This window comes from Pantoea sp. S62, from assembly GCF_016658625.1.
In the GTDB taxonomy this organism is placed as follows: domain Bacteria; phylum Pseudomonadota; class Gammaproteobacteria; order Enterobacterales; family Enterobacteriaceae; genus Pantoea; species Pantoea vagans.
Window position 1 is genome coordinate 61,192 of the sequence record NZ_JACVVI010000009.1, and the last position, 21,988, is coordinate 83,179.

19 protein-coding genes are annotated in these 21,988 nt (G+C 56.1%); 12 read left to right on the top strand and 7 right to left on the bottom strand.

The window, feature by feature from the left end; genetic code table 11:
- Positions 1-238 precede the first annotated feature (238 nt).
- Complete coding sequence (gene nfo, locus IBT54_RS14205; RefSeq protein WP_201252329.1) at positions 239-1,084, bottom strand: deoxyribonuclease IV; 846 nt, start codon at positions 1,082-1,084, stop codon at positions 239-241.
- Between the two features lie 52 nt (positions 1,085-1,136).
- A complete protein-coding gene (locus IBT54_RS14210) occupies positions 1,137-2,192 on the bottom strand; it encodes a YeiH family putative sulfate export transporter (protein WP_201252330.1) in 1,056 nt (351 codons plus the stop codon).
- A gap of 105 nt (positions 2,193-2,297) precedes the next feature.
- On the opposite strand from IBT54_RS14210, the gene IBT54_RS14215 reads away from it, so the two are divergent.
- From IBT54_RS14215 to IBT54_RS14235, 5 genes are all read left to right on the top strand, one after another.
- Entirely contained in the window at positions 2,298-2,672 is a 375-nt protein-coding gene (locus IBT54_RS14215; RefSeq protein WP_107319948.1) for a YkvA family protein, read from the top strand.
- Between the two features lie 9 nt (positions 2,673-2,681).
- Entirely contained in the window at positions 2,682-3,548 is an 867-nt protein-coding gene (gene yieE / locus IBT54_RS14220) for a DNA-binding transcriptional regulator YeiE (protein WP_201252331.1), read from the top strand.
- A 117-nt stretch (positions 3,549-3,665) separates the two neighbouring features.
- A complete protein-coding gene (locus IBT54_RS14225) occupies positions 3,666-5,132 on the top strand; it encodes an amino acid permease (protein ID WP_013358517.1) in 1,467 nt (488 codons plus the stop codon).
- A 348-nt stretch (positions 5,133-5,480) separates the two neighbouring features.
- Positions 5,481-6,557, top strand: a complete 1,077-nt coding sequence (locus IBT54_RS14230) for an iron ABC transporter permease (RefSeq protein WP_003854131.1) — start codon at positions 5,481-5,483, stop codon at positions 6,555-6,557.
- Complete coding sequence (locus tag IBT54_RS14235; protein ID WP_201252332.1) at positions 6,557-7,345, top strand: ABC transporter ATP-binding protein; 789 nt, start codon at positions 6,557-6,559, stop codon at positions 7,343-7,345. The genes IBT54_RS14230 and IBT54_RS14235 overlap by 1 nt, the downstream gene beginning before the upstream one ends.
- A gap of 81 nt (positions 7,346-7,426) precedes the next feature.
- Here IBT54_RS14235 and fghA read toward each other — a convergent pair whose 3' ends face one another.
- The 3 genes from fghA to IBT54_RS14250 all read right to left on the bottom strand — a co-directional run bounded on the left by fghA (position 7,427) and on the right by IBT54_RS14250 (position 10,392).
- Positions 7,427-8,269, bottom strand: coding sequence for an S-formylglutathione hydrolase (fghA, locus tag IBT54_RS14240; RefSeq protein WP_013358515.1), 843 nt, complete (start codon positions 8,267-8,269; stop codon positions 7,427-7,429).
- Between the two features lie 12 nt (positions 8,270-8,281).
- Positions 8,282-9,406: an S-(hydroxymethyl)glutathione dehydrogenase/class III alcohol dehydrogenase gene (locus tag IBT54_RS14245; protein WP_010248270.1), complete on the bottom strand. Its 1,125-nt coding sequence runs from the start codon at positions 9,404-9,406 to the stop codon at positions 8,282-8,284.
- A 74-nt stretch (positions 9,407-9,480) separates the two neighbouring features.
- Positions 9,481-10,392 carry a LysR family transcriptional regulator gene (locus tag IBT54_RS14250; RefSeq protein WP_013358513.1) on the bottom strand — a complete coding sequence of 304 codons (912 nt, stop codon included), beginning with the start codon at positions 10,390-10,392 and terminating at the stop codon, positions 9,481-9,483.
- A 117-nt stretch (positions 10,393-10,509) separates the two neighbouring features.
- On the opposite strand from IBT54_RS14250, the gene IBT54_RS14255 reads away from it, so the two are divergent.
- The 7 genes from IBT54_RS14255 to mglC all read left to right on the top strand — a co-directional run bounded on the left by IBT54_RS14255 (position 10,510) and on the right by mglC (position 18,753).
- Positions 10,510-11,637: a YbfB/YjiJ family MFS transporter gene (locus IBT54_RS14255; RefSeq protein ID WP_033783690.1), complete on the top strand. Its 1,128-nt coding sequence runs from the start codon at positions 10,510-10,512 to the stop codon at positions 11,635-11,637.
- A 124-nt stretch (positions 11,638-11,761) separates the two neighbouring features.
- Positions 11,762-12,427 (top strand): GTP cyclohydrolase I FolE, encoded by a 666-nt coding sequence (gene folE, locus IBT54_RS14260; protein ID WP_013358511.1) that lies wholly within the window; start codon positions 11,762-11,764, stop codon positions 12,425-12,427.
- Between the two features lie 50 nt (positions 12,428-12,477).
- Positions 12,478-13,641, top strand: coding sequence for a DUF418 domain-containing protein YeiB (yeiB, locus tag IBT54_RS14265; protein ID WP_201252333.1), 1,164 nt, complete (start codon positions 12,478-12,480; stop codon positions 13,639-13,641).
- A 147-nt stretch (positions 13,642-13,788) separates the two neighbouring features.
- Complete coding sequence (galS, locus tag IBT54_RS14270; protein WP_013358509.1) at positions 13,789-14,829, top strand: HTH-type transcriptional regulator GalS; 1,041 nt, start codon at positions 13,789-13,791, stop codon at positions 14,827-14,829.
- 309 nt (positions 14,830-15,138) lie between these two features.
- A complete protein-coding gene (gene mglB / locus IBT54_RS14275; protein WP_013358508.1) occupies positions 15,139-16,134 on the top strand; it encodes a galactose/glucose ABC transporter substrate-binding protein MglB in 996 nt (331 codons plus the stop codon).
- 68 nt (positions 16,135-16,202) lie between these two features.
- Positions 16,203-17,723, top strand: coding sequence for a galactose/methyl galactoside ABC transporter ATP-binding protein MglA (mglA, locus tag IBT54_RS14280; RefSeq protein WP_013358507.1), 1,521 nt, complete (start codon positions 16,203-16,205; stop codon positions 17,721-17,723).
- 19 nt (positions 17,724-17,742) lie between these two features.
- Positions 17,743-18,753 carry a galactose/methyl galactoside ABC transporter permease MglC gene (gene mglC, locus IBT54_RS14285; protein WP_013358506.1) on the top strand — a complete coding sequence of 337 codons (1,011 nt, stop codon included), beginning with the start codon at positions 17,743-17,745 and terminating at the stop codon, positions 18,751-18,753.
- Positions 18,754-19,281: 528 nt separating this feature from the next.
- Here the strand turns inward: mglC and sanA are convergent.
- Both sanA and IBT54_RS14295 read right to left on the bottom strand, forming a co-directional pair.
- Positions 19,282-20,001, bottom strand: coding sequence for an outer membrane permeability protein SanA (gene sanA, locus IBT54_RS14290; RefSeq protein WP_013358504.1), 720 nt, complete (start codon positions 19,999-20,001; stop codon positions 19,282-19,284).
- A 135-nt stretch (positions 20,002-20,136) separates the two neighbouring features.
- Complete coding sequence (locus IBT54_RS14295) at positions 20,137-21,834, bottom strand: NAD-dependent malic enzyme (protein WP_013358503.1); 1,698 nt, start codon at positions 21,832-21,834, stop codon at positions 20,137-20,139.
- Positions 21,835-21,988: the final 154 nt, after the last annotated feature.

A 21,988-nucleotide genomic window follows, 5' to 3' on the forward strand; every position in this document is an offset into this window, starting at 1 on the left:
AAAGCCGCCATCCATGGCACGCCCGGCCCGCGCGATTACGCACCTCATCCCTGAGGTGCGCCCGTAAACGGGCCAACGCGTTGCGTTGTTCAAAAACGCTCCCGGCGTTTTTATCCGGGCGGCGGGACGCTTTCCTCCTCTGACCCTGTTCCCTGCGCATTGAGCTAATACGTTGCTGCCAGGTTCAACCGGCTTTCGGTTCGTGAGCGGTCTGAGGGAGCCATCTGGCTCCCTTTTTCTATCCCTGCTGCTCGGCTTTCAGCCAGGCAATCTCATCTTTCCAGATATCGGGATTGATGGTCTCCAGAATCAACGGGATACCATCAAACCGGGGATCTTTCATCAGCCAGCTAAACGCCGTTTTGCCGATATTCCCTTCACCCAGACTGTGATGGCGGTCAACGCGACTGTCAAAGGCGCTTTTGGCATCGTTCAGGTGCATGCCGCGCAGATAGTTAAAGCCGACAATGCGCTCAAACTCAGCAAAGGTCGCTTCGCAGTCCGCTTCGGTGCGCAGGTCATAACCGCCAGCAAATGCATGGCAGGTATCAATGCAGACGCCGACGCGCGACTTATCTTCGACATGCTCAATAATGGTGGCGAGATGCTCGAAGCGGAAACCCAGGTTACTGCCCTGACCGGCGGTATTTTCAATTACGGCCGTCACGTTCTGCGTCTGATCGAGCGCGATGTTAATCGACTCTGCAATCCGCTTCAGGCACGCTTCTTCGTCAATCTGATGCAGATGGCTGCCGGGATGGAAATTGAGCAGCGTCAAGCCGAGCTGATCACAACGTTGCAGTTCATCAATAAAAGCCGCGCGGGATTTCTCCAGCGCCTCTTCAACCGGATGACCGAGGTTAATCAGAAAACTGTCGTGCGGCAGGATTTGCTGCGGACTGAATTTGTACGTCTCGCAGGCGGCGCGAAAAGCATCAATCACCTCGGTGGAGAGCGGGGCGGCCTTCCACTGACGCTGATTTTTAGTAAAGAGGGCGAAGGCGGTGGCTTCTATTTCATGGGCGCGGATCACGGCCTGATCTACGCCACCTGCCGCACTCACGTGTGCGCCAATATATTTCATGCCTTACTCCTGGGGGCTATGCACGGGTGAAGCGGCATGATACCCGATGCCGCTAGCCCATGAAATGTTGCACCAGCAGATTGATGGTGCCGCCGCCCGCGATTAACCAGCCAAATACCAGTGCGCCCAGCAGCAACGGTTTAACGCCAGCCTCACGCAGCGCGCCAAAACGGGTGGTTAAGCCCAGCGCGGCCATCGCCATTGCCAGCAGCAGACCCGCCAGTGCATTCAGCGTGGCCACCAACGCCGCAGGCAACAGTTGCAGCGAGTTAAACAGCGCGACCGCGATAAACAGCAGGGCGAACCAGGGAAAGGTCACCGGCTGACGCGCCTGGCTCGCGTTGCGTTTGCCGCGGATTACCGCACTCAGGCAGAGCAGGAACGGCGCCAGCATCATTACCCGCAGCATTTTGGCAATCACGGCGCTGTTCTCAGCCTCCGGGCTGATACTGTGCCCGGCGGCCACGACCTGCGCCACTTCATGAATGGTTGAGCCAGTGAATACCCCAAACTGTGCGGCACTCAGCCCCGGAAACAGGTGATGCGCCAGCGGCCACAGCAGCGGATAGATAAAGATGGCCAGCGTGCCGAACAGCACCACAGTCGCGATAGCCACCGCAACTTTCGATGGCGCGGCTTTCACCACCGGCTCGGTCGCCAGTACGGCCGCCGCACCGCAGATACTGCTGCCTGCACCAATCAGCCAGACGGTATCGCGATCCAGCTTCAGCAGCCGGATGCCCAGCAGGCAGGTCACTAAGAAGGTGCTGCTCAGCGTCAGCGCATCAATCAGGATGCCGCTGAAACCGACGTCAGCGATCTGCTGTAAAGTAATGCGAAAGCCAAACAGGATGATCCCCAGCCGCAGCAGCTTCTGCTTAGCCAGCACCACGCCGCTGTCGCAGCGCGACGCCAGCGGCATATAAATGCGATTACCGACCAGGATGCCCAGCATAATCGCCAGGGTCAGTGAACCCAGCCCTGCTGCTGCAATTGCCGGTTGCTGCGCCAGCCAGCTGGCAGCCCCGGCAATCGCGGCAGTCAGCAGCAGACCAGGGAACCAGAGCGCAACGGGATGATGCGTTTTAGGGATGCTCAGTTCGGTCATGGTGTCACTCCTCGTGGTTGAGTCATGATCATGAGGGCGACTGGCTTAAAAGTGAAATTGATAATATATTTATAATTGACCAGAATAAACGATAAGGCAGCAATCATGATAGTTTCGCGTCTGCGCCGCTGGGCGACGCTGATCAAAAAAGATATGTTCGTGCTGTGGTTCGCCTTTCGCGATCCGCGCACGCCCTGGTGGAACAAGCTGGGCATGCTGGGGCTGGTTGCTTATGGGGTCAGCCCGATCGATCTCATCCCGGATGTGATCCCGTTTGTCGGTCTGCTGGATGACGCGGTGATTATTCCCACAGGCGTCATGATCCTGTTGCGTCTGCTGCCGCGAGAGGTGCGCATCACCAGCAGCGAGCGGGCGCAGTCCCAGCGTTCGCGCGGCAAAAAGATGGCAGGCTGGCTGGTAGTCATCGGGCTGATCTGGCTGGCGTTAATCATTTACCTTGTCAGGCACTCACTGAGTTAAGAGGCGACGATGCACATTACGCTGCGACAAATCGAAGTGTTCACCGAAGTGCTGAAGAGCGGCTCCACCACTCAGGCGTCGCAACTGCTGGCACTGTCGCAGTCGGCGGTCAGCGCGGCGCTGGCCGATCTGGAGAGTCAGCTCGGGGTACAGCTGTTTGACCGGGTCGGCAAACGGCTGGTACTGAATGAGCATGGGCGACTGCTCTATCCGCGTGCGGTCGGGCTGCTGGAGCAGGCGGGCGAAATTGAGCAGCTATTCAAAGAGGATAACGGCGCGATCCGCATCTTTGCCAGCAGCACCATTGGTAACTATCTGCTGCCGGGCATGATGGCGGCCTATCGTCGCGATTTTCCCGGTCTGCCGCTGGAGCTGAGCGTCGGCAACAGTCAGGATGTGATTCAGGCGGTTTCCGATTTTCGCGTGGATGTCGGCCTGATTGAAGGGCCGTGCCATATGACCGAACTGGTCAGCGAACCCTGGCTGGAAGATGAGCTGGTGGTGTTTGCCGCGCCCGATGCCGCCATTCTGCAACAGCCGGTAACGCTGAAAACCCTGGCAGAAGCGCCGTGGATCCTGCGTGAACGCGGATCCGGCACCCGGGAAATCGTCGACTATCTGCTGCTGTCTCACCTGCCAAGTTTTCAACTGGGTATGGAGCTGGGCAACTCCGAAGCGATCAAGCATGCCGTGCGGCACGGCATGGGCATCAGCTGTCTTTCGCGCCGGGTGATTGCCGATTTGCTGGAGGCGGGGACGCTGGCAGAACTGACGATTCCGTTGCCGCGTCTGACCCGGACGCTCTATCGCATCCATCATCGGCAGAAGCATATTTCAAAGGCACTGACGCGCTTTTTGTCCTATTGTCGTGAGTGATTGCTAATAATTCGGGCGCGATCATGAACTTAACTTATAACAGCATGGCATCAGCTATACAGAGGCGGTCTGGCTGCTACAATCGCGCCTCATTTTTACCCAGCGTAGCGTTAACACATGCATAATGACTCAAAAACAACACAACAACCTGCATTACGACGTGCGTTAAAAGCCCGTCATCTGACGATGATCGCCATCGGCGGCTCCATCGGTACCGGCCTGTTTGTCGCCTCCGGCGCTACCATTGCTCAGGCTGGCCCCGGCGGGGCACTGCTCTCCTACATGCTGATCGGCCTGATGGTCTACTTCCTGATGACCAGTCTCGGTGAGCTGGCAGCCTTCATGCCCGTATCCGGTTCTTTCGCCACCTACGGCGCAAAATATGTCGAAGAGGGCTTTGGTTTCGCACTCGGCTGGAACTACTGGTACAACTGGGCGGTGACCATCGCGGTTGACCTGGTGGCGTCCCAGCTGGTGATGACCTACTGGTTCCCCGACACGCCGGGCTGGATCTGGAGCGCGCTGTTCCTGGGACTGATATTCCTGCTTAACTACATCTCAGTAAAAGGTTTTGGCGAGGCGGAGTACTGGTTCTCGCTGATTAAAGTGGCCACCGTCATTATCTTTATCATCGTGGGCGTGCTGATGATCACCGGCATCATGCGCGGTGCGGAGCATGCGGGCTGGCAGAACTGGCAGGTGGGCGATGCGCCATTTGCGGGCGGCTTTGCGGCGATGATTGGCGTGGCGATGATTGTGGGATTCTCCTTCCAGGGCACCGAGCTGATCGGTATCGCGGCGGGCGAATCTGAAGACCCGGCAAAAAATATTCCGCGTGCCGTGCGGCAGATTTTCTGGCGTATCCTGCTGTTCTATGTGTTCGCCATCCTGATTATCAGCCTGATTCTGCCGTATACCGATCCGCAATTACTGCACAACGACATTGACGATATCAGCGTCAGCCCATTCACTCTGGTGTTCCGCAACGCGGGTCTGCTCTCTGCGGCAGCGGTGATGAATGCGGTGATCCTGACGGCGGTGCTGTCTGCCGGCAACTCCGGTATGTATGCCTCAACGCGCATGCTGTACAACCTGGCCTCTGAAGGTAAAGCGCCGCGTATTTTCGCGAAGCTCTCAAAGGGCGGCGTGCCGCGCAATGCCTTATGGGCGACCACCGTCGTGGCCGGGCTGTGCTTCCTGACCTCAAAATTTGGCAATCAGGAAGTTTATCTGTGGCTGCTGAACACCTCAGGCATGACCGGTTTTATCGCCTGGCTGGGTATTGCCATCAGCCACTATCGCTTCCGTCGCGGTTATGTCGCCCAGGGACGTGACCTGAACGATCTGCCATACCGTTCCGGCTTCTTCCCGCTGGGACCGATTTTTGCCTTCGTGCTCTGCCTGATCATCACGCTGGGTCAGAACTATCAGGCCTTCCTCAACGACAGCATCGACTGGTACGGCGTAGCGGCCACCTATATCGGTCTTCCGCTGTTCCTGATTATCTGGTTTGGTTACAAGCTGACGCGCGGGAGCCGTTTCGTGAAGTACAGCGAGATGGATTTCCCGGTTCATAAAGATTAGCTCTGTGCGCTTGCGCTGTTGAGTCAGATGCCTGACACAGCGCGTTGAGGCTGCTCCCGGCCTTAAAGCGATGGGAGCATACGTCTGAAGCAAAGCATAGCGGGCCAGGGATGGCCCGCGCTGAGCATGCCAGGGATGGCGTTTATGCGTCTTTGCGAAAGACGTATGCTCCCTGAGCAAGTGCCCCATCTGCAACCTCAACGCGCTGTGTCTGCCGGTATCCTGCCCATAACAACACCGTTTTTTACCCTTTTTTCACGTCTCGCTTACCTTCACGAATTGATAATTATTATCACCTGCACTATTGTGGCTGCGTTTTCTGACGTGATAGCCACACAGGGTTCAAACATGACTACCGAAACTTCGCTGCTGGCGGGGGAAGAGACGCTTCACCACACCATGCAAAATTACCATCAGGTGCTGCGCCGCCGCCTGATCTGGATTGGCGTATTACTGGTGGCCATTGTCGCCTCGCTGATCCTCGACTTCACGCTGGGTCCGGCCGGACTCTCACTTGATACGCTGTGGAATACGCTGCTTAGCCCTGACAGCGTGGATGCCGGCACCCGCGTTATCGTCTGGGACATTCGTTTACCCTATGCGCTGATGGCGCTGGTGGTAGGGCTGTCACTGGGCCTGGCTGGTGCAGAAATGCAGACCATCCTAAACAACCCGCTGGCCAGCCCGTTTACACTCGGTGTCTCCTCGGCGGCGGCGTTTGGTGCTGCACTGGCGATCATCCTCGGTGTGGGTATCCCCGGCATTCCTGATCAGTGGTTAATCTCTGCCAACGCCTTTGTCTTTGCGCTGTTTGCCGCGCTGATGCTGGATGCCGTGACCCGCTGGACGCAGGTTTCATCGGCGGGCGTAGTCCTGTTCGGTATTGCGCTGGTCTTTACCTTTAATGCGCTGGTCTCAATGATGCAGTTCATCGCCAGCGAAGACACCCTGCAGGGTCTGGTGTTCTGGACCATGGGCAGCCTGGCGCGTGCTTCCTGGGAGAAGCTGGGCGTATTGACCGTCGCGCTGGCCATTCTGGTGCCGTTCTCAATGATGAGCAGCTGGAAGCTGACGGCGCTGCGTCTGGGTGAAGATCGTGCGGTGAGCTTTGGTATCGATGTACGTCGTCTGCGCCTTACCACCCTGCTGCGCATCAGCATTCTCTCGGCGCTGGCGGTGGCGTTTGTTGGCCCGATAGGCTTCATCGGTCTGGTGGCACCGCATATTGCCCGCATGATGTTTGGTGAAGATCACCGCTTCTATCTGCCCGCCAGTGCGCTGGTTGGTGCGCTGGTGCTGTCGCTGGCGTCGGTCGCCTCGAAAAACCTGCTCCCCGGTGTGATCATCCCGGTCGGCATTGTCACCTCACTGATTGGCGTGCCGTTCTTCCTGAGTATTATTCTGCGTCATCGGGGGACAGTGTGATGGAACAGGGTCTGACGTTACGCGGCTTCAGTGCCGGTTATCCCAAACATAAAGTCATTGAAAATCTCAACGTGGCACCGCTGCCGCGCGGGGAAATTACCGTATTGCTCGGACCGAATGGCTGCGGTAAATCGACACTGCTGCGTGCGCTGGCCGGACTGAATAAAGGTCAGGGTGAGATGTGGCTCAACGGTAAAGATCTGATGACCCAGCCGTTTGCCCGCCGCGCGAAGAACGTGGTCTATCTGCCGCAGTCATTGCCTGCGGGCGTGCATCTGCATGTGCTGGAGTCGATCATTGTGGCGCAGCGTGCCTCCGGTGGACTGCACAGCGCCAGCAGCGAAGCGGAAATCATGCATCTGCTGGAACAGCTGGGGATTGCGCATCTCGCGATGCGTTACCTCGATCAGCTCTCCGGCGGTCAGAAGCAACTGGTCGGACTGGCACAGTCACTGATCCGTCGCCCTAAGCTGCTGCTGCTGGATGAACCGCTGAGCGCGCTGGACCTCAATTACCAGTTCCACGTGATGGATCTGGTCCGCCGCGAAACAGCCCAGCGCAACATCGTGACGGTGGTGGTGGTGCATGACATCAACATCGCGCTGCGTCATGCGCAACACGCGCTGATGCTGAAGCAGGGCGCGCTGGTAGCGGAAGGGCAACCGGATAAGGTGATCACGCCTGCTACGCTGGCGAAGGTGTATGGCGTGAATGGCCGTATCGAACATTGCTCGCGCGGCATTCCGCAGGTGATGATCGACGGGCTGACCGGACCGGCACTGGTCTGAGAATCGGGCTGGCCTTGAGCCAGCGTTTGCGGCAGTACAGTATGCAGAAAAATTCAGGGCCGCAATTGCGGCCCTGATTATTCACGCCAGCAGATGCTGTGCATGGAAGCGCAGATGATCTTCCACGAAGCTGGCGATAAAGAAGTAGCTATGGTCATAACCCGGCTGAATACGCAGCGTCAGCGGGAAACCGACTTCTCTGGCGATCTCCTCTAACCGCTCCGGCTGCAGCTGATCGGCCAGGAACTGATCGCTGTCGCCCTGATCGATCAGGACTGGCAGACGATGCGACACCTCCGCCATCAGCTGGCAGCTGTCATATTCCCGCCACGCTGCCTGGTCATCGCCCAGATAGGCCTGAAACGCTTTCTGGCCCCACGGCACCTGCATCGGGTTCACAATCGGCGCAAAGGCAGACGCCGAGGCAAAGCGGTTACCCAGACGCAGCGCCAGCATCAGCGCGCCGTGTCCGCCCATGGAGTGACCCATAATCGACTGACGTTCACTGACCTTGAAGTTGTCGGCAATCAGGGCGGGCAGCTCGCTGCTCAGATAGTCAAACATGCGGAAATGCGTGGCCCAGGGTTGCTGAGTGGCATTGAGATAAAATCCCGCGCCCTGACCCAGATCGTAGCCCTCATCGTTGGCAACGCCTTCGCCGCGCGGGCTGGTATCCGGCATAATCAGCACCAGACCCAGTTCCGCCGCCACGCGCTGCGCGCCCGCTTTGGTGGTGAAGTTCTCATCGTTGCAGGTCAGCCCGGCCAGAAACCAGACCACCGGCGGCGGCGCATCACCGTGCGGCTCAGGCAGATAGATGCTGAAGGTCATCGGGCAGTTCAGCACGGCCGACTGATGACGCCAGCGCTGCTGCCAGCCGCCAAAAATACGGTGTTCTTCCAGTAGCTCCAGAGTGGATGCCATAACGCCTCCTGATTATTTGTTAAAGTGCACGACCGAGCGAATCGATTTTCCTTCGTGCATCAAATCAAAGGCGTCGTTGATCTCTTCGAGCGGCATGGTGTGGGTGATGAAGTCGTTCAGGGCAAACTTACCATCAAGGTAATCCTGCACAATGCCAGGCAGCTGTGAACGGCCTTTCACGCCACCAAAGGCGGAACCGCGCCAGACGCGACCGGTTACCAGCTGGAACGGACGGGTAGAGATCTCTTCACCGGCACCGGCGACGCCGATAATCACAGACTCGCCCCAGCCTTTGTGGCAGCACTCCAGCGCAGAGCGCATTACGTTGACGTTACCGATGCATTCAAACGAGAAGTCCACGCCGCCGTCGGTCAGCTCGACAATCACATCCTGAATCGGCTTATCGTAATCTTTCGGGTTAATCAGATCGGTGGCACCCAGTTTGCGCGCCAGATCGAATTTGCTGGTGTTGAGGTCGATTGCGATGATGCGTCCGGCTTTCGCCATTTTGGCGCCGATGACCGCAGAAAGACCAATGCCGCCGAGACCGAAGATTGCCACGGTGTCGCCTTCTTTCACTTTGGCGGTGTTCATTACCGCGCCCATGCCGGTGGTGACGCCACAGCCCAGCAGGCAAACTTCTTCCAGCGGCGCTTCTTTACTGATTTTCGCCAGTGAGATCTCCGGGATGACGGTGTATTCAGAGAAAGTCGAGGTGCCCATATAGTGGAAAATCGGTTTACCATCTTTGAAGAAGCGGGTGGTGCCGTCCGGCATCAGACCTTTACCCTGGGTGGTTCGGATCGCCTGACAGAGGTTAGTTTTGCCCGACAGACAATATTTACATTTGCCACACTCTGGCGTGTAAAGCGGAATGACATGGTCACCCACTTCTACGCTGGTCACGCCTTCGCCCACGGCTTCCACGATGCCGCCGCCTTCATGGCCGAGAATCGCCGGGAAAACGCCTTCCGGGTCAGTGCCGGAGAGGGTATAGGCGTCAGTATGACAGACACCGGTCGCGACAATGCGTACCAGCACTTCGCCTTTTTGCGGTGGCATCAAATCCACTTCTTCGATTTTCAGCGGTTCGCCAGCGGCCCAGGCAACAGCGGCACGGGTTTTGATCATGTTCATGCAATCCCTCTTCCAGTCAGATTGTGACGCGCGATGGCGTCGTGTGGTTATGGTTTAAACATAGCGTGGAACGCTTATTCCGCCGCCTGTAATGGGTGAATCAGCTCATCGTTAAGCGGACGATCGTCAAACTGTTCAATAATCAGGTATTTCAGCGCTTCGACATTGGGGGTAAAGGCGTCGCGTCGCCACATCAGCCAGGTGGCGGTATCGCGATAAGCGGCGGGTAAGGTATGTGCCTGTACCCGCGATCGGTCTGCCATCTGCTTCAGCACCGAGGCCGGGATCATCGCAACGCCTGCGCCGCCCGCCACACAGGCCAGCATGGCGTGATAGGACTGAATCTCCATCACGTTGTCGGGCGCGGTCTGGCTGTCGCGATACCAGCTCTCCAGCTTCACCCGGTAAGAGCAGCTGTTGCGGAAGGCAAACAGGGTGTCGTCCTGCACATCGCGCGCCGTGGTAATAGGCGCATGATCCAGCCCGGTGATCAGCACCATCTCCTCGCGAAACGCGATGCAGCCATTCAGATCGTCATGGGAAACCGGCCCATCCACCAGCGCGGCAGCCAGCGTACCTTCGCGGACCCGGTCAATAATTTCGCCCGAGGTGCCGGTAATCAGCGACAGCGCCACTTTAGGGAAGCGCTGGTGATAGGCGGCGAGCAGACCAGGCAGGCGGGTCGCTGCGGTACTCTCCATAGAGCCCAGCGCAAAGTTGCCTGCCGGTTCGCCGGTGCGCGTCATACTCATCGCTTCTTCGCTTAATGCCAGAATACGCTGCGCATAATTCAGGAAATTATGGCCCATCGGTGACAGGCGAATGCGCTGCTTCTCACGAATAAAGAGATCCACACCTAATTCTTCTTCCAGCTGGCGCAGCCGCGTGGTGAGATTAGAGGGAACGCGATGCAGCTGTTCGGCTGCGCGCGCCAGGGAACCCGTTTCGGCGACGGAACAGAACATACGCAGCTGAACTAAATCCATATCTTCTCTTCCCGTAAACAAGTTGGTTAATATTATTCACTTTCCGTGAGTTTAATCATCCTGCATGCTGTTAGCAAGTCAGAAGAGATCTCAGGGCAGAACAACAGGAGTTCAGCAATGGCGTTACGCGTCGCGCTCAGCGCGTTTTTAACTTTATTTGTAGCGATGGGCATTGGGCGATTCGCTTTTACGCCGCAGGTGCCGCTGATGATTCAGGCGCACCAGCTGACGCTCACGAGTGCCAGCCTGGTCGCTGCGCTCAACTATCTTGGCTATCTGTGTGGCTCGTTTGATGCCATGCGCGCGCACCGGCGGGTAGAGCTGCGTTTGCAGGCGGGCGTGTGGGGCGCAGTGATCCTGACGCTGCTCTCTGCACTGGCAACCGGTCCATGGCTGCACGGTGCGATACGCTTTCTGATTGGCTGGGCCAGTGGCTGGGCGATGGTGCTGGTGGCGGCCTGGAGTAACGAACAGTTGCATCGGCATGGCCGGGCAGGGCTGTCGGCGGCCGTCTTTGCCGGGCCGGGCTGCGGCATTTTTGTCAGCGGTCTGCTGGGGGTGGCGCTGCACACATGGCAGGTCTCCGCCGGTCTGGCCTGGGCCGCTTACGGTGCGCTGGCACTGCTGCTGATTGCGCTGATTACGCGTAACCTGCCGCGTCGGGGCGAACTGCATCGCCCGGATCAGGCACCGGAGCCGCTGGTGCTGGATCGCAACCTGAAACGTCTGGTGCTGAGTTACAGTCTGGCGGGCTTTGGTTATATCCTGCCCGCCACCTTTTTGTCGCAGATGGCCGCTACGCGTTTTCCTGACGGTATCTTCGCGCAGTTTGTCTGGCCGATATTTGGCGGCGCGGCGATGATCGGCATCGTGCTGGGGATCCTGACGCGGCGCTGGGGGCACAGTCACGTCCGTCTGGCGATAGTACTCTGGGCGCAGGCACTGGGCGTTTTTGCTGCGGCACTGCTGCCAGGCTTTAGTGGTCTGCTGGCCGGTGCGCTGCTGGTAGGCGGCGGCTTCCTCAGCGTGGTGCAGCTCTCGCTGCTCTGCGCCCGTGAACTGGCGCCCAACCATCTGCGATACATGGCTGGCCTGCTGACCACCGGCTACGCGGTGGGTCAGCTGGTCGGTCCGCTGCTCTCTTTTCTCTCTACTGCCCTGTTACACCGGCTGGAGCCTGCCCTGTGGGTGGCCGGGGCCAGCCTTGTCTGGGCGGGCCTGCTGGTCTGGCGAAGAAGTGAGTGAAAAGCTTTCATCACCAATCTGATTGATTGCTGGATTCCCCGCAAAGAAAGTTTCACAATACGCGCCTGATTACAGGGCCCGCAGGCAAAAGCTTGCGGGCGCAACACCAGCCGGAGAAGAGTAAATGAGCACCCTAAGTCAGGAAGCTGCCCTGGTTCACGAAGCGCTGCTGGCGCGTGGATTGGAAACGCCGTTACGTGCACCGACGCGCGACATAGATAAAGAGACGCGTAAAAGCCTGATTGCCGGGCACATGACGGAAATCATGCAGCTGCTGAATCTGGATCTTGAAGATGACAGCCTGATGGAAACGCCGCATCGCATCGCCAAAATGTATGTGGATGAGGTTTTTTCCGGTCTCGATTACGCCAACTTCCCGAAAATCACCGTCATTGAGAATAAAATGAAGGTTGATGAGATGGTGACCGTGCGTGATATCACCCTGACCAGCACCTGTGAACACCACTTTGTGATCATCGATGGCAAAGCTACGGTCGCCTATATTCCCAAGGAAAAGGTGATTGGCCTGTCGAAAATCAACCGCATCGTGCAGTTCTTCGCCCAGCGCCCGCAGGTGCAGGAGCGTCTGACTCAGCAGGTGCTGGTTGCACTGCAGACGCTGCTGGGCACCAACAACGTTGCGGTCTCGATTGATGCAGTGCACTACTGTGTGAAAGCGCGTGGCGTAAAAGATGCCACCAGCGCCACTACCACGACCTCTCTGGGCGGCCTGTTCAAGTCCAGTCAGAATACCCGCCAGGAATTTTTGCGCGCGGTACGCCATAGTTGAGTTAACGGCGGGCACATGATGTTGCCCGCGTCGTCAATGCAGGGTGCCGCATGCAACAACGCTATCACGCGCTGGATTTCATTCGTGGATGTGCCATTCTCGGCATCCTGCTGCTCAATATTGTCGGCTTCGGCCTGCCTTCTGCTGCTTACCTGAATCCGGCCTGGCAGGGCAGCGTCAGCCTCTCCGATGTCTGGGCCTGGGCACTCTCTGACGTCTTTGCTCAGCTCAAATTCCTCACCCTGTTTGCACTGCTGTTTGGCGCAGGTCTGCAAATGCAGCTGCCGCGCGGCAGTCGCTGGCTGACAGCCCGGCTTTCCATTCTGGTACTCATCGGTTTTCTGCATGGTGTCTTTCTCTGGGAGGGCGACATCCTGCTGGACTACGGCATCATCGGGCTGGTGGTCTGGCGGGTGCTGCGTGATGTGCCTTCAACCCGCAGCCTGATGAATACCGGCATTCTGCTCTATCTGGTGGGCTGCGGCGTGCTGCTGGTGTTTGGGTCGATCTCCGATCCCGAACCGACGCGATCCTGGCTGCCGGGCGCAGCCGAGCTGCAATATGAGCAGTACTGGAAACTCGCTGGCGGCTGGGAAGCGATACAGAACCGGCTGGACCATCTCTCGTCAGGGCTGATGGCGCTGGCGGCGCAGTATGGCTGGCAGCTGGCGGGCTTAATGATGATTGGTGGCGCACTGCTGCGCAGCGGCTGGCTGACAGGGGAGTTTCCTCTCCGCCACTATCGTCAGGCGGCGGCCCTGCTGCTGACAATGGGCTTCTCCATTGCGGTGGCCGGTGTGGCAGCGCAATGGCTGTTACATTGGGAATTCCGCTGGACGGCTTTTTACCTGCAGGCTCCGCGCGATCTCGCCAGCCCGCTGATTAGCCTGGGCTATGCCGCGCTCTGCCTGGCGTACTGGCCGCTGATCTCGCGCTGGCGCATCAGCCACGCCATCCAGTGCGTGGGCCGTATGGCGCTGACCAACTATCTGCTGCAAACGCTTATCTGCACCACGCTGTTCTATCGCTTTGGCTTCTATATGCACTTCACCCGGCTGGAACTGGTGATGATTGTGCCTGCGGTGTGGCTCATCAATATCCTGTTTTCACTCATCTGGTTACATTTCTTCGCCCAGGGTCCGCTGGAATGGCTGTGGCGGCGACTTACGCTGCTCTCAGCCGGCAAATCACGCATTACCGACAACGCCAGATAATGACCGCCATCACAAAGGTTACAGAATTGTATGTAACCGTTTTCATTGATGTGACGCAATTCACGCTGTACGCCTCCTGCCCCTGACAGAATAGCGCCGGTGTTCAACCCGGCGTGATGCCCTATTTTTCCTTTCTGGAACTGCTGCATGATAACTATTCGTGATGTTGCCCGTCAGGCTGGCGTGTCAGTGGCGACCGTGTCGCGCGTTCTCAATCAGAGCAACGCCGTGACCTCTGACACCCGCGACGCCGTGTTGCAGGCGGTTGAGGCGCTGGGCTATCGCCCCAACGCCAACGCCCAGGCGCTGGCGACGCAGGTCAGCGATACGATCGGGGTCGTGGTGATGGATGTCTCAGATCCCTTCTTTGGGGCGCTGGTTAAAGCAGTGGATACCGTGGCGCAGCGCGTGCACAAGCATGTGTTAATCAGCAACTCCTGGCATCAGGAAGAGAAAGAGCGTCATGCTATCGAGGTGCTGATCCGGCAGCGCTGCAGCGCCCTGGTGGTTCACGCGAAAACGCTGCCGGACGCGGAGCTGGCGGACTTTATGCAGCACGTGCCTGGCATGGTGGTGATTAACCGCATCGTCCCAGGATTCGAACACCGCAGCGTCAGTCTGGATAACGTCACCGGGGCGCTGATGGCCTCAAGAACCCTGCTGCAACAAGGGCATAGCCGCATTGGCTATCTCTGCTCCAGCCATCCCATCGAGGATGTCGCGCAGCGCCGTGAAGGGTGGATGCAGGCGATGGCAGAGCAGGGCATCCGGCCGCAGGAGAGCTGGATTGCCAGCGCAGAGCCAGACATGCAGGGGGGCGAAGCGGCGATGGTGGAATTGCTGGGGCGTAACCTCAATCTGACTGCGGTGTTTGCCTATAACGACGGCATGGCGGCTGGCGCCCTCACTGCGCTGAAAGACAACGGCATCCAGGTGCCACAGCATTTTTCTGTCATTGGCTTTGATGACATCCCCATCTCCCGTTACACCGATCCGCAGTTAACCACTGTGCGCTATCCCATTGTATCTATGGCAAAAATTGCCACTGAGCTGGCACTGCAGGGCGCAGCCGGACTGCTTGATGACACCGCAACCCACATCTTTATGCCAACCCTGGTGCGGCGTCATTCGGTGGCGCAGCGGCAAAATGTGGAGTCCGTCACTAATTCAGGCGATTCAGGCATGTAACCGTTTTCAATCTGTGATTGTATTCACAGTTAATTAACATTGCCCTCACTATGATGGCAGCGTCTTACCGGACTGAAACATTATGTAACGCCAGTGTAACGGCATCAGTTGTGGTCTCAGTAGCCGGTTAAAGGGTTTATACCCTCTTCATGGAAGCGTTCTGGCACAGGGAAGTCAGGTTTTAGACGGCGTTTAACGGCTTAACATCTTCATTATGTTAGCCAGCGCGCTGATCTGTTTTACCGATTGCGCTCACGCACGTTTAGCGTTAGCGCTAAAAAGACCCTGCATAATAAAACCGGAGATACCATGAATAAGAAGGTTTTCACGCTTACAGCACTGGTTGCCAGCATGATGTTTGGTGCAACCGCTCACGCAGCTGACACCCGTATCGGCGTGACCATTTACAAATATGATGACAACTTCATGTCAATGGTGCGCAAAGACATCGAGAAAGAAGCGAAAGCGATCGGTGGCGTACAGCTGCTGATGAATGACTCGCAGAACGACCAGTCCAAACAGAACGATCAGGTTGACGTGCTGATGGCAAAAGGCGTGAAAGCGCTGGCGATTAACCTGGTTGACCCGGCTGCCGCTGCCGTCATCGTAGACAAAGCGCGTGCCAACGAAGTGCCGGTTGTCTTCTTCAACAAAGAACCCAACGCCAAAGTGCTGGCCGGTTATGACAAAGCTTACTATGTCGGTACCGATTCCAAAGAGTCTGGCATCATTCAGGGTCAGCTGATCGAGAAGCACTGGAAAGCAACCCCAGCCTGGGATCTGAACAAAGATGGTACCATTCAGTTCGTCCTGCTAAAAGGCGAGCCGGGCCATCCGGATGCTGAAGCCCGTACTAAATATGTCATCGACACGCTGAACAAAGATGGTCTGAAGACACAGCAGTTAGCGATGGATACGGCGATGTGGGACACCGCACAGGCCAAAGATAAGATGGATGCGTGGCTGTCAGGCCCGAACGCGAAGAAAATTGAAGTCGTGATTGCCAACAACGATGCGATGGCGATGGGTGCCGTTGAAGCGCTGAAAGCGCACAACATGACCTCCATTCCGGTCTTCGGTGTCGATGCCCTGCCAGAAGCGCTGGCGCTGGTGAAATCCGGTGCGCTGGCCGGTACCGTGCTGAACGATGCGGAAAACCAGGCGAAAGCGACGCTGGATATTGCCAACAACCTGGCGAACGGCAAAGCGGCAACCGACGGAACGAACTTCAAGATGGTCGATAAGATCGTCCGCGTTCCTTACGTGCCGGTTGATAAAGAAAATCTGTCTCAGTTCTCGAAATAAGATTGATTACGGGCGCGACCGCTGTCGCGCCTTTTTTATGTCACCACCGTTTTTTAGCCAGGTAAAATATGGCCAGTGATAACACGACCGCGCAGCGAGAATATTTGCTGGAAATGACGAATGTTTCAAAATCATTTCCCGGCGTTAAAGCGTTAGATAATGTGAATTTAAAAGTGCGGCCTCACTCTGTTCATGCATTAATGGGCGAGAACGGTGCCGGGAAATCCACCTTATTAAAATGCCTGTTTGGTATTTATAAAAAAGATACCGGCAGTATCCTGTTTCAGGGTAAAGAGATCGACTATAAAAGCTCCAAAGAGGCGCTGGAAAATGGCGTGTCGATGGTGCATCAGGAATTAAACCTGGTTCTGCAGCGTACCGTGATGGACAACATGTGGCTGGGGCGTTATCCGCGAAAAGGCTTCTTTGTCGATCAGGATAAAATGTACCAGGACACCAAAGCGATTTTTGACGAGCTGGATATCGATATCGATCCGCGCGACAAAGTGGCTAATCTGTCTGTGTCGCAGATGCAGATGATAGAAATTGCCAAAGCGTTTTCCTACGACGCGAAAATTGTGATTATGGATGAGCCGACTTCTTCGTTAACCGAGAAAGAGGTAAATCACCTGTTCACGATTATTCGTAAGCTGAAAGATCGCGGCTGCGGTATTGTTTATATTTCGCACAAGATGGAAGAGATTTTCCAGCTGTGTGATGAGATCACAATTCTGCGTGATGGTCAGTGGATTACCTCTCAGCCGCTGGAAGGGCTGGATATGGATAAGATCATTGCCATGATGGTCGGCCGTTCACTGAACCAGCGTTTCCCTGACCGTACCAACGTGCCAGGCGAGACGATTCTTGAGGTGCGTAATCTGACGTCACTGCGTCAGCCATCGATTCGCGACATCTCATTTGATTTACGTAAAGGGGAGATACTCGGCATTGCCGGGCTGGTGGGCGCTAAACGTACCGATATCGTCGAAACGCTGTTTGGCATTCGCGAGAAATCGGGCGGCACCATTAAACTGCATGGCAAACCGATTAATAATCACAGCGCCAATGAAGCGATTAACCACGGTTTTGCGCTGGTGACTGAAGAGCGGCGTTCAACTGGTATTTATGCTTACCTGGATATTGGTTTTAACTCGCTTATTTCCAATATTAAAAAATATAAAAACAGTATGGGACTGCTGGATAATAAACGCATGAAGAGTGATACCCAATGGGTTATCGATTCAATGCGCGTAAAAACGCCAGGTCATCATACACAAATTGGTTCGCTTTCGGGCGGTAACCAGCAAAAAGTGATTATTGGCCGCTGGTTATTGACCCAGCCTGAAATCCTGATGCTTGATGAACCAACTCGCGGTATTGATGTTGGTGCGAAGTTCGAAATTTACCAGCTGATTGCTGAACTGGCGAAAAGAGAAAAGGGCATCATTATTATCTCCTCCGAAATGCCGGAGCTGTTAGGCATTACCGATCGTATTCTGGTGATGAGTAATGGTCTGGTAGCAGGCATAGTTGATACCAAAACGACCACGCAGAACGAAATATTGCGTTTAGCGTCATTACACCTTTAATGAAGCAAGGGCTGTTAACATGAAAGCGACTACAAAAAAGAATGCGCTAACCTGGTTAAAAGAGGGCGGCATTTATGTCGTTCTGCTGGTATTGCTGGCTATTATTATTTTCCAGGACCCGACATTTTTAAGTTTAATGAACCTGAGTAATATTCTGACCCAATCTTCGGTGCGCATTATTATTGCACTGGGTGTGGCGGGTCTGATTGTGACCCAGGGTACTGACCTGTCAGCCGGACGTCAGGTCGGCTTAGCGGCGGTCGTTGCCGCAACGCTGTTGCAGGCGATGGATAACGCGAACAAAGTCTTCCCGACGCTGGATACGGTGCCGATTCCACTGGTTATCCTGACCGTGTGCATCATCGGCGGTGTGATTGGTCTGGTCAACGGTGTGATTATTGCTTACCTGAAAGTAACGCCATTTATCACCACGCTGGGCACCATGATTATCGTTTACGGTATCAACTCACTCTATTACGACTTTGTGGGTGCCTCGCCGATTGCCGGTTTTGATGCAGGGTTCTCGAAATTTACTCAGGGCTTCTTACGCTTTGGTGATTTTAAACTCTCATTCATCACGTTCTATGCCGTGATTGCCATTATTTTCGTCTGGATTCTGTGGAACAAAACTCGCTTCGGTAAAAACATTTTTGCTATTGGCGGTAACCCGGAAGCGGCGAAAGTGTCAGGCGTGAACGTGCCTTTGAACCTGATCATGATTTATGCCCTGTCAGGTGTGTTCTACGCCTTTGGCGGGATGCTTGAAGCCGGTCGTATCGGTTCTGCCACCAACAACCTCGGCTTTATGTATGAGCTGGATGCCATTGCGGCCTGTGTGGTCGGCGGCGTCTCCTTCGCCGGTGGTGTGGGTAGCGTGGCAGGCGTAGTGACCGGTGTACTGATCTTCACCGTTATCAACTACGGTCTGACCTATATCGGCGTCAACCCATACTGGCAGTACATCATTAAGGGCGGCATCATCATCTTCGCCGTGGCGCTGGATTCACTGAAATATTCACGTAAGAAGTAAGACTGATTCAACGCTAAAAAAGCGACCTTCGGGTCGCTTTTTTTATGGGGGTGAGTGCTGGGAGCGTTGATTTGAGACGGAGTATGCGAAGGGAACAGGGTCAGATCGGAAAGACGCAAAAGCCGCCATCCATGGCACGCTCGGCCCGCGCCGTCCCTGGCGCGGGACGCTTTCCTCTTCTGACCGTGTTCCCTGCGCTTCAGGCTTTTTTATTGCTGTTAGATTCGCCTAAGCCTCAGGGAATTCAAACAGACGACTCACCCACTTAAAACGATGGGAGCGTACGCCTGCAGCAAAGCATAGCGGGCCATGGACAAAAACGCCGGGAGCGTTTTTGAACAACGCAAAGCGTTGGCACGTTTACGGGCGCATCTCAGGGATGAGGTGCGTAATCGCCCGCGCTGAGCCTGCCAGGGATGGCGTCTTTTGCGTCTTTGCGAAAGGCGTATGCTCCCTGAGTCTTGTACCTTGCTGCCAGACTGCAGCTCAGCGCATATAACAGAGTTTCATTAAACCGCTGAACGTCAGCTATTTCCGCAGCTTCTGTTCCAGCTCCAGCAGCTGCTCCGGCGTCACCGCCGGGTAACTCTGTGCATCCTCAGGAACATCGTGTACGGCGGGAATCGGCACCAGCGGGCCTAAGAAACGGGGTTCACGCTTGAGCAGGAAGAGATCCGCCAGTGCGCCCAGCCGGGCACCCACTTCACGGAAGCGCACGCTCAGCATGTTTTTCGGTGAAGGCACCGCATAACACTGCGCCTGAATACCCAGCTGCAGGGCGATAAACAGCGCGCGCTCACAGTGGAAGCGTTGCGTGATAATAATGAAGTCGTTGGTATCAAACACTTTGCGGGTGCGCACAATCGAATCCAGCGTCCGGAACCCGGCATAATCGAGCACGATATCAGCTGGATCAACACCAGCTTTGATAAGATCGCGGCGCATCGTCATCGGCTCGTTATAGCTTTGCAGCGCGTTATCACCGCTGAGCAGCAGATAATTCACCTTGCCGCTGTTATAGGCATTCAGCGCACCCTGCATACGATAGAGGTAATACTGATTAATGACGCCGGTACGATAATATTTAGCTGTACCCAGTACCACGCCCACCTGACGATGCGGCAATGAGGCAACATTTTCGTAGATAAAAGGCGCAGTTTTCCAGCTGATCCAGCGATCAAGGCCGAGCGCCGTTGCCACCATCAGTAAGATGATGAAAAGCAGACCAATGAGAACGCGTTTCAGCATGCGCCTGGAGACTCGATGTCAGAATGTTGAGATGGGACAAGGCTACTTGAGCAGCCGCAGCGAAGCAAGTTACTGCCGGCTGGCTGTACTCTTTTTGAACACTGCCGGATCAAGGGCGATCCGGCAGCGGGAAGATTAAATCGAGGTACGACGATAGTGACGATACTGCGGCAGCCAGAAGTTGTTGGCGATAGCCTGTGACAACACATCTTCTGAGGTCACCACGGCGACACCGGCCAGCTGAGCAGCTTTACCCACTTCCATCGCAATGATTTTCGACACGCCCTGAATATCTTTAATCTCAGGCAGCACCGGGCCTTCGCCTTCGTTCACCAGCGGAGAGCAGTCGGCGAGCGCGCGGCTGGCGGTCATCAGCATCGTATCGGTAACACGGCTGGCACCTGCGGCAATCACACCCAGACCAATGCCCGGGAAGATGTAGGAGTTATTGCACTGCGCAATCGGGTAAGTTTTACCATTCCAGCTCACCGGCGAGAACGGGCTGCCGGTTGCGACCAGCGCAGCACCGTCAGTCCAGGCGATAATATCGGCTGGCGTCGCTTCCACGCGTGATGTCGGGTTCGACAGTGGCATCACGATAGGGCGCTTACAGTGCTTGTGCATCTCACGGATGATCTCTTCGGTGAACAGGCCCGGCTGGCCGGAAACACCAATCAGAATATCGGGCTGCGCATTACGCACCACATCCAGCAGCGAGATTGCATCATTGGTCACATCCCAGTGCTGCAGGCTTTCGCTCTTCTGCACCAGCTTGCTCTGGAAATCGAGCAGGTTAGGCAGCTTGTCCGTCAGCAGACCAAAGCGATCCACCATCATCACCCGGCCACGGGCTTCCGCGTCGCTCAGGCCTTCTGATTTCATCTGCGCGATGATCTGTTCAGCGATACCACAACCCGCAGAACCGGCACCCAGGAACACCACTTTCTGTTCGCACAGGCGGCTACCGGCTGCGCGGCTGGCGGCAATCAGCGTGCCGACAGTAACGGCGGCGGTGCCCTGAATATCATCGTTAAAGCAGCAGACTTCATCGCGATAGCGGTTCAGCAGCGGCATGGCGTTCTTCTGGGCGAAATCTTCAAACTGCAAAAGCACTTTCGGCCAGCGGCGCTTAACGGCCTGAATAAATTCGTTCACGAACTCGTCGTACTCTTCGCCGGTAATGCGCGGATGACGCCAGCCCATATAGAGCGGATCGTTCAGCAGTTGCTGGTTATTGGTGCCGACATCCAGCACCACCGGCAGGGTGTAAGCCGGGCTGATGCCGCCACAGGCGGTATAGAGTGACAGCTTACCAATCGGGATACCCATCCCACCGATGCCCTGATCGCCCAGGCCCAGGATGCGCTCGCCATCGGTCACCACAATCACCTTCACATTCTGCTTGGTGGCGTTTTGCAGCATATCTTCGATGCGGTCGCGGTTTGGGTAGGAGATGAATACGCCACGCGCACGACGGTAGATTTCAGAGAAGTGTTCGCAGGCTGCGCCGACGGTGGGGGTATAGATGATGGGCATCATCTCTTCGAGATGGTTATCCAGCAGGCGATAGAACAGCGTTTCGTTGGTGTCCTGGATGTTACGCAGGTAGACATGCTTATCGTTATTGTTTTTGAAGTCCTGGAACTGACGCCAGGCACGCTGCGCCTGCTCTTCAATTGATTCCACCGCTTCTGGCAGCAGACCGTTGAGGTTGAATTCGTTACGTTCTTCGATGCTAAAGGCGCTGCCTTTGTTCAGCAGGGGAAATTCCAGCAAAATCGGGCCAGCATAAGGAATGTACAGCGGGCGTTTACTTTCGTAGTCGAGTTCCATGCGGTAATGCTCCGGTTGCAGTGTTGTCTGGCGTCACGCCGGAAAGGTAGCGCCAGTTTTCTCACCCGTTATAGCTCAGACTGCAGGTCCGGCAGCGGCAGAGTAACCGCTGCAGAAACAGTCACGACCGTGCTGCTATCCTGCAACCTGAATT

Coding starts and splice junctions, on each gene's coding strand:
- nfo (WP_201252329.1), bottom strand. CDS start 1,084: ATGAAATATATTGGCGCACACGTGAGTGCGGCAGGTGGCGTAGATCAG.
- IBT54_RS14210 (WP_201252330.1), bottom strand. CDS start 2,192: ATGACCGAACTGAGCATCCCTAAAACGCATCATCCCGTTGCGCTCTGG.
- IBT54_RS14215 (WP_107319948.1), top strand. CDS start 2,298: ATGATAGTTTCGCGTCTGCGCCGCTGGGCGACGCTGATCAAAAAAGAT.
- yieE (WP_201252331.1), top strand. CDS start 2,682: ATGCACATTACGCTGCGACAAATCGAAGTGTTCACCGAAGTGCTGAAG.
- IBT54_RS14225 (WP_013358517.1), top strand. CDS start 3,666: ATGCATAATGACTCAAAAACAACACAACAACCTGCATTACGACGTGCG.
- IBT54_RS14230 (WP_003854131.1), top strand. CDS start 5,481: ATGACTACCGAAACTTCGCTGCTGGCGGGGGAAGAGACGCTTCACCAC.
- IBT54_RS14235 (WP_201252332.1), top strand. CDS start 6,557: ATGGAACAGGGTCTGACGTTACGCGGCTTCAGTGCCGGTTATCCCAAA.
- fghA (WP_013358515.1), bottom strand. CDS start 8,269: ATGGCATCCACTCTGGAGCTACTGGAAGAACACCGTATTTTTGGCGGC.
- IBT54_RS14245 (WP_010248270.1), bottom strand. CDS start 9,406: ATGAACATGATCAAAACCCGTGCCGCTGTTGCCTGGGCCGCTGGCGAA.
- IBT54_RS14250 (WP_013358513.1), bottom strand. CDS start 10,392: ATGGATTTAGTTCAGCTGCGTATGTTCTGTTCCGTCGCCGAAACGGGT.
- IBT54_RS14255 (WP_033783690.1), top strand. CDS start 10,510: ATGGCGTTACGCGTCGCGCTCAGCGCGTTTTTAACTTTATTTGTAGCG.
- folE (WP_013358511.1), top strand. CDS start 11,762: ATGAGCACCCTAAGTCAGGAAGCTGCCCTGGTTCACGAAGCGCTGCTG.
- yeiB (WP_201252333.1), top strand. CDS start 12,478: ATGCAACAACGCTATCACGCGCTGGATTTCATTCGTGGATGTGCCATT.
- galS (WP_013358509.1), top strand. CDS start 13,789: ATGATAACTATTCGTGATGTTGCCCGTCAGGCTGGCGTGTCAGTGGCG.
- mglB (WP_013358508.1), top strand. CDS start 15,139: ATGAATAAGAAGGTTTTCACGCTTACAGCACTGGTTGCCAGCATGATG.
- mglA (WP_013358507.1), top strand. CDS start 16,203: ATGGCCAGTGATAACACGACCGCGCAGCGAGAATATTTGCTGGAAATG.
- mglC (WP_013358506.1), top strand. CDS start 17,743: ATGAAAGCGACTACAAAAAAGAATGCGCTAACCTGGTTAAAAGAGGGC.
- sanA (WP_013358504.1), bottom strand. CDS start 20,001: ATGCTGAAACGCGTTCTCATTGGTCTGCTTTTCATCATCTTACTGATG.
- IBT54_RS14295 (WP_013358503.1), bottom strand. CDS start 21,834: ATGGAACTCGACTACGAAAGTAAACGCCCGCTGTACATTCCTTATGCT.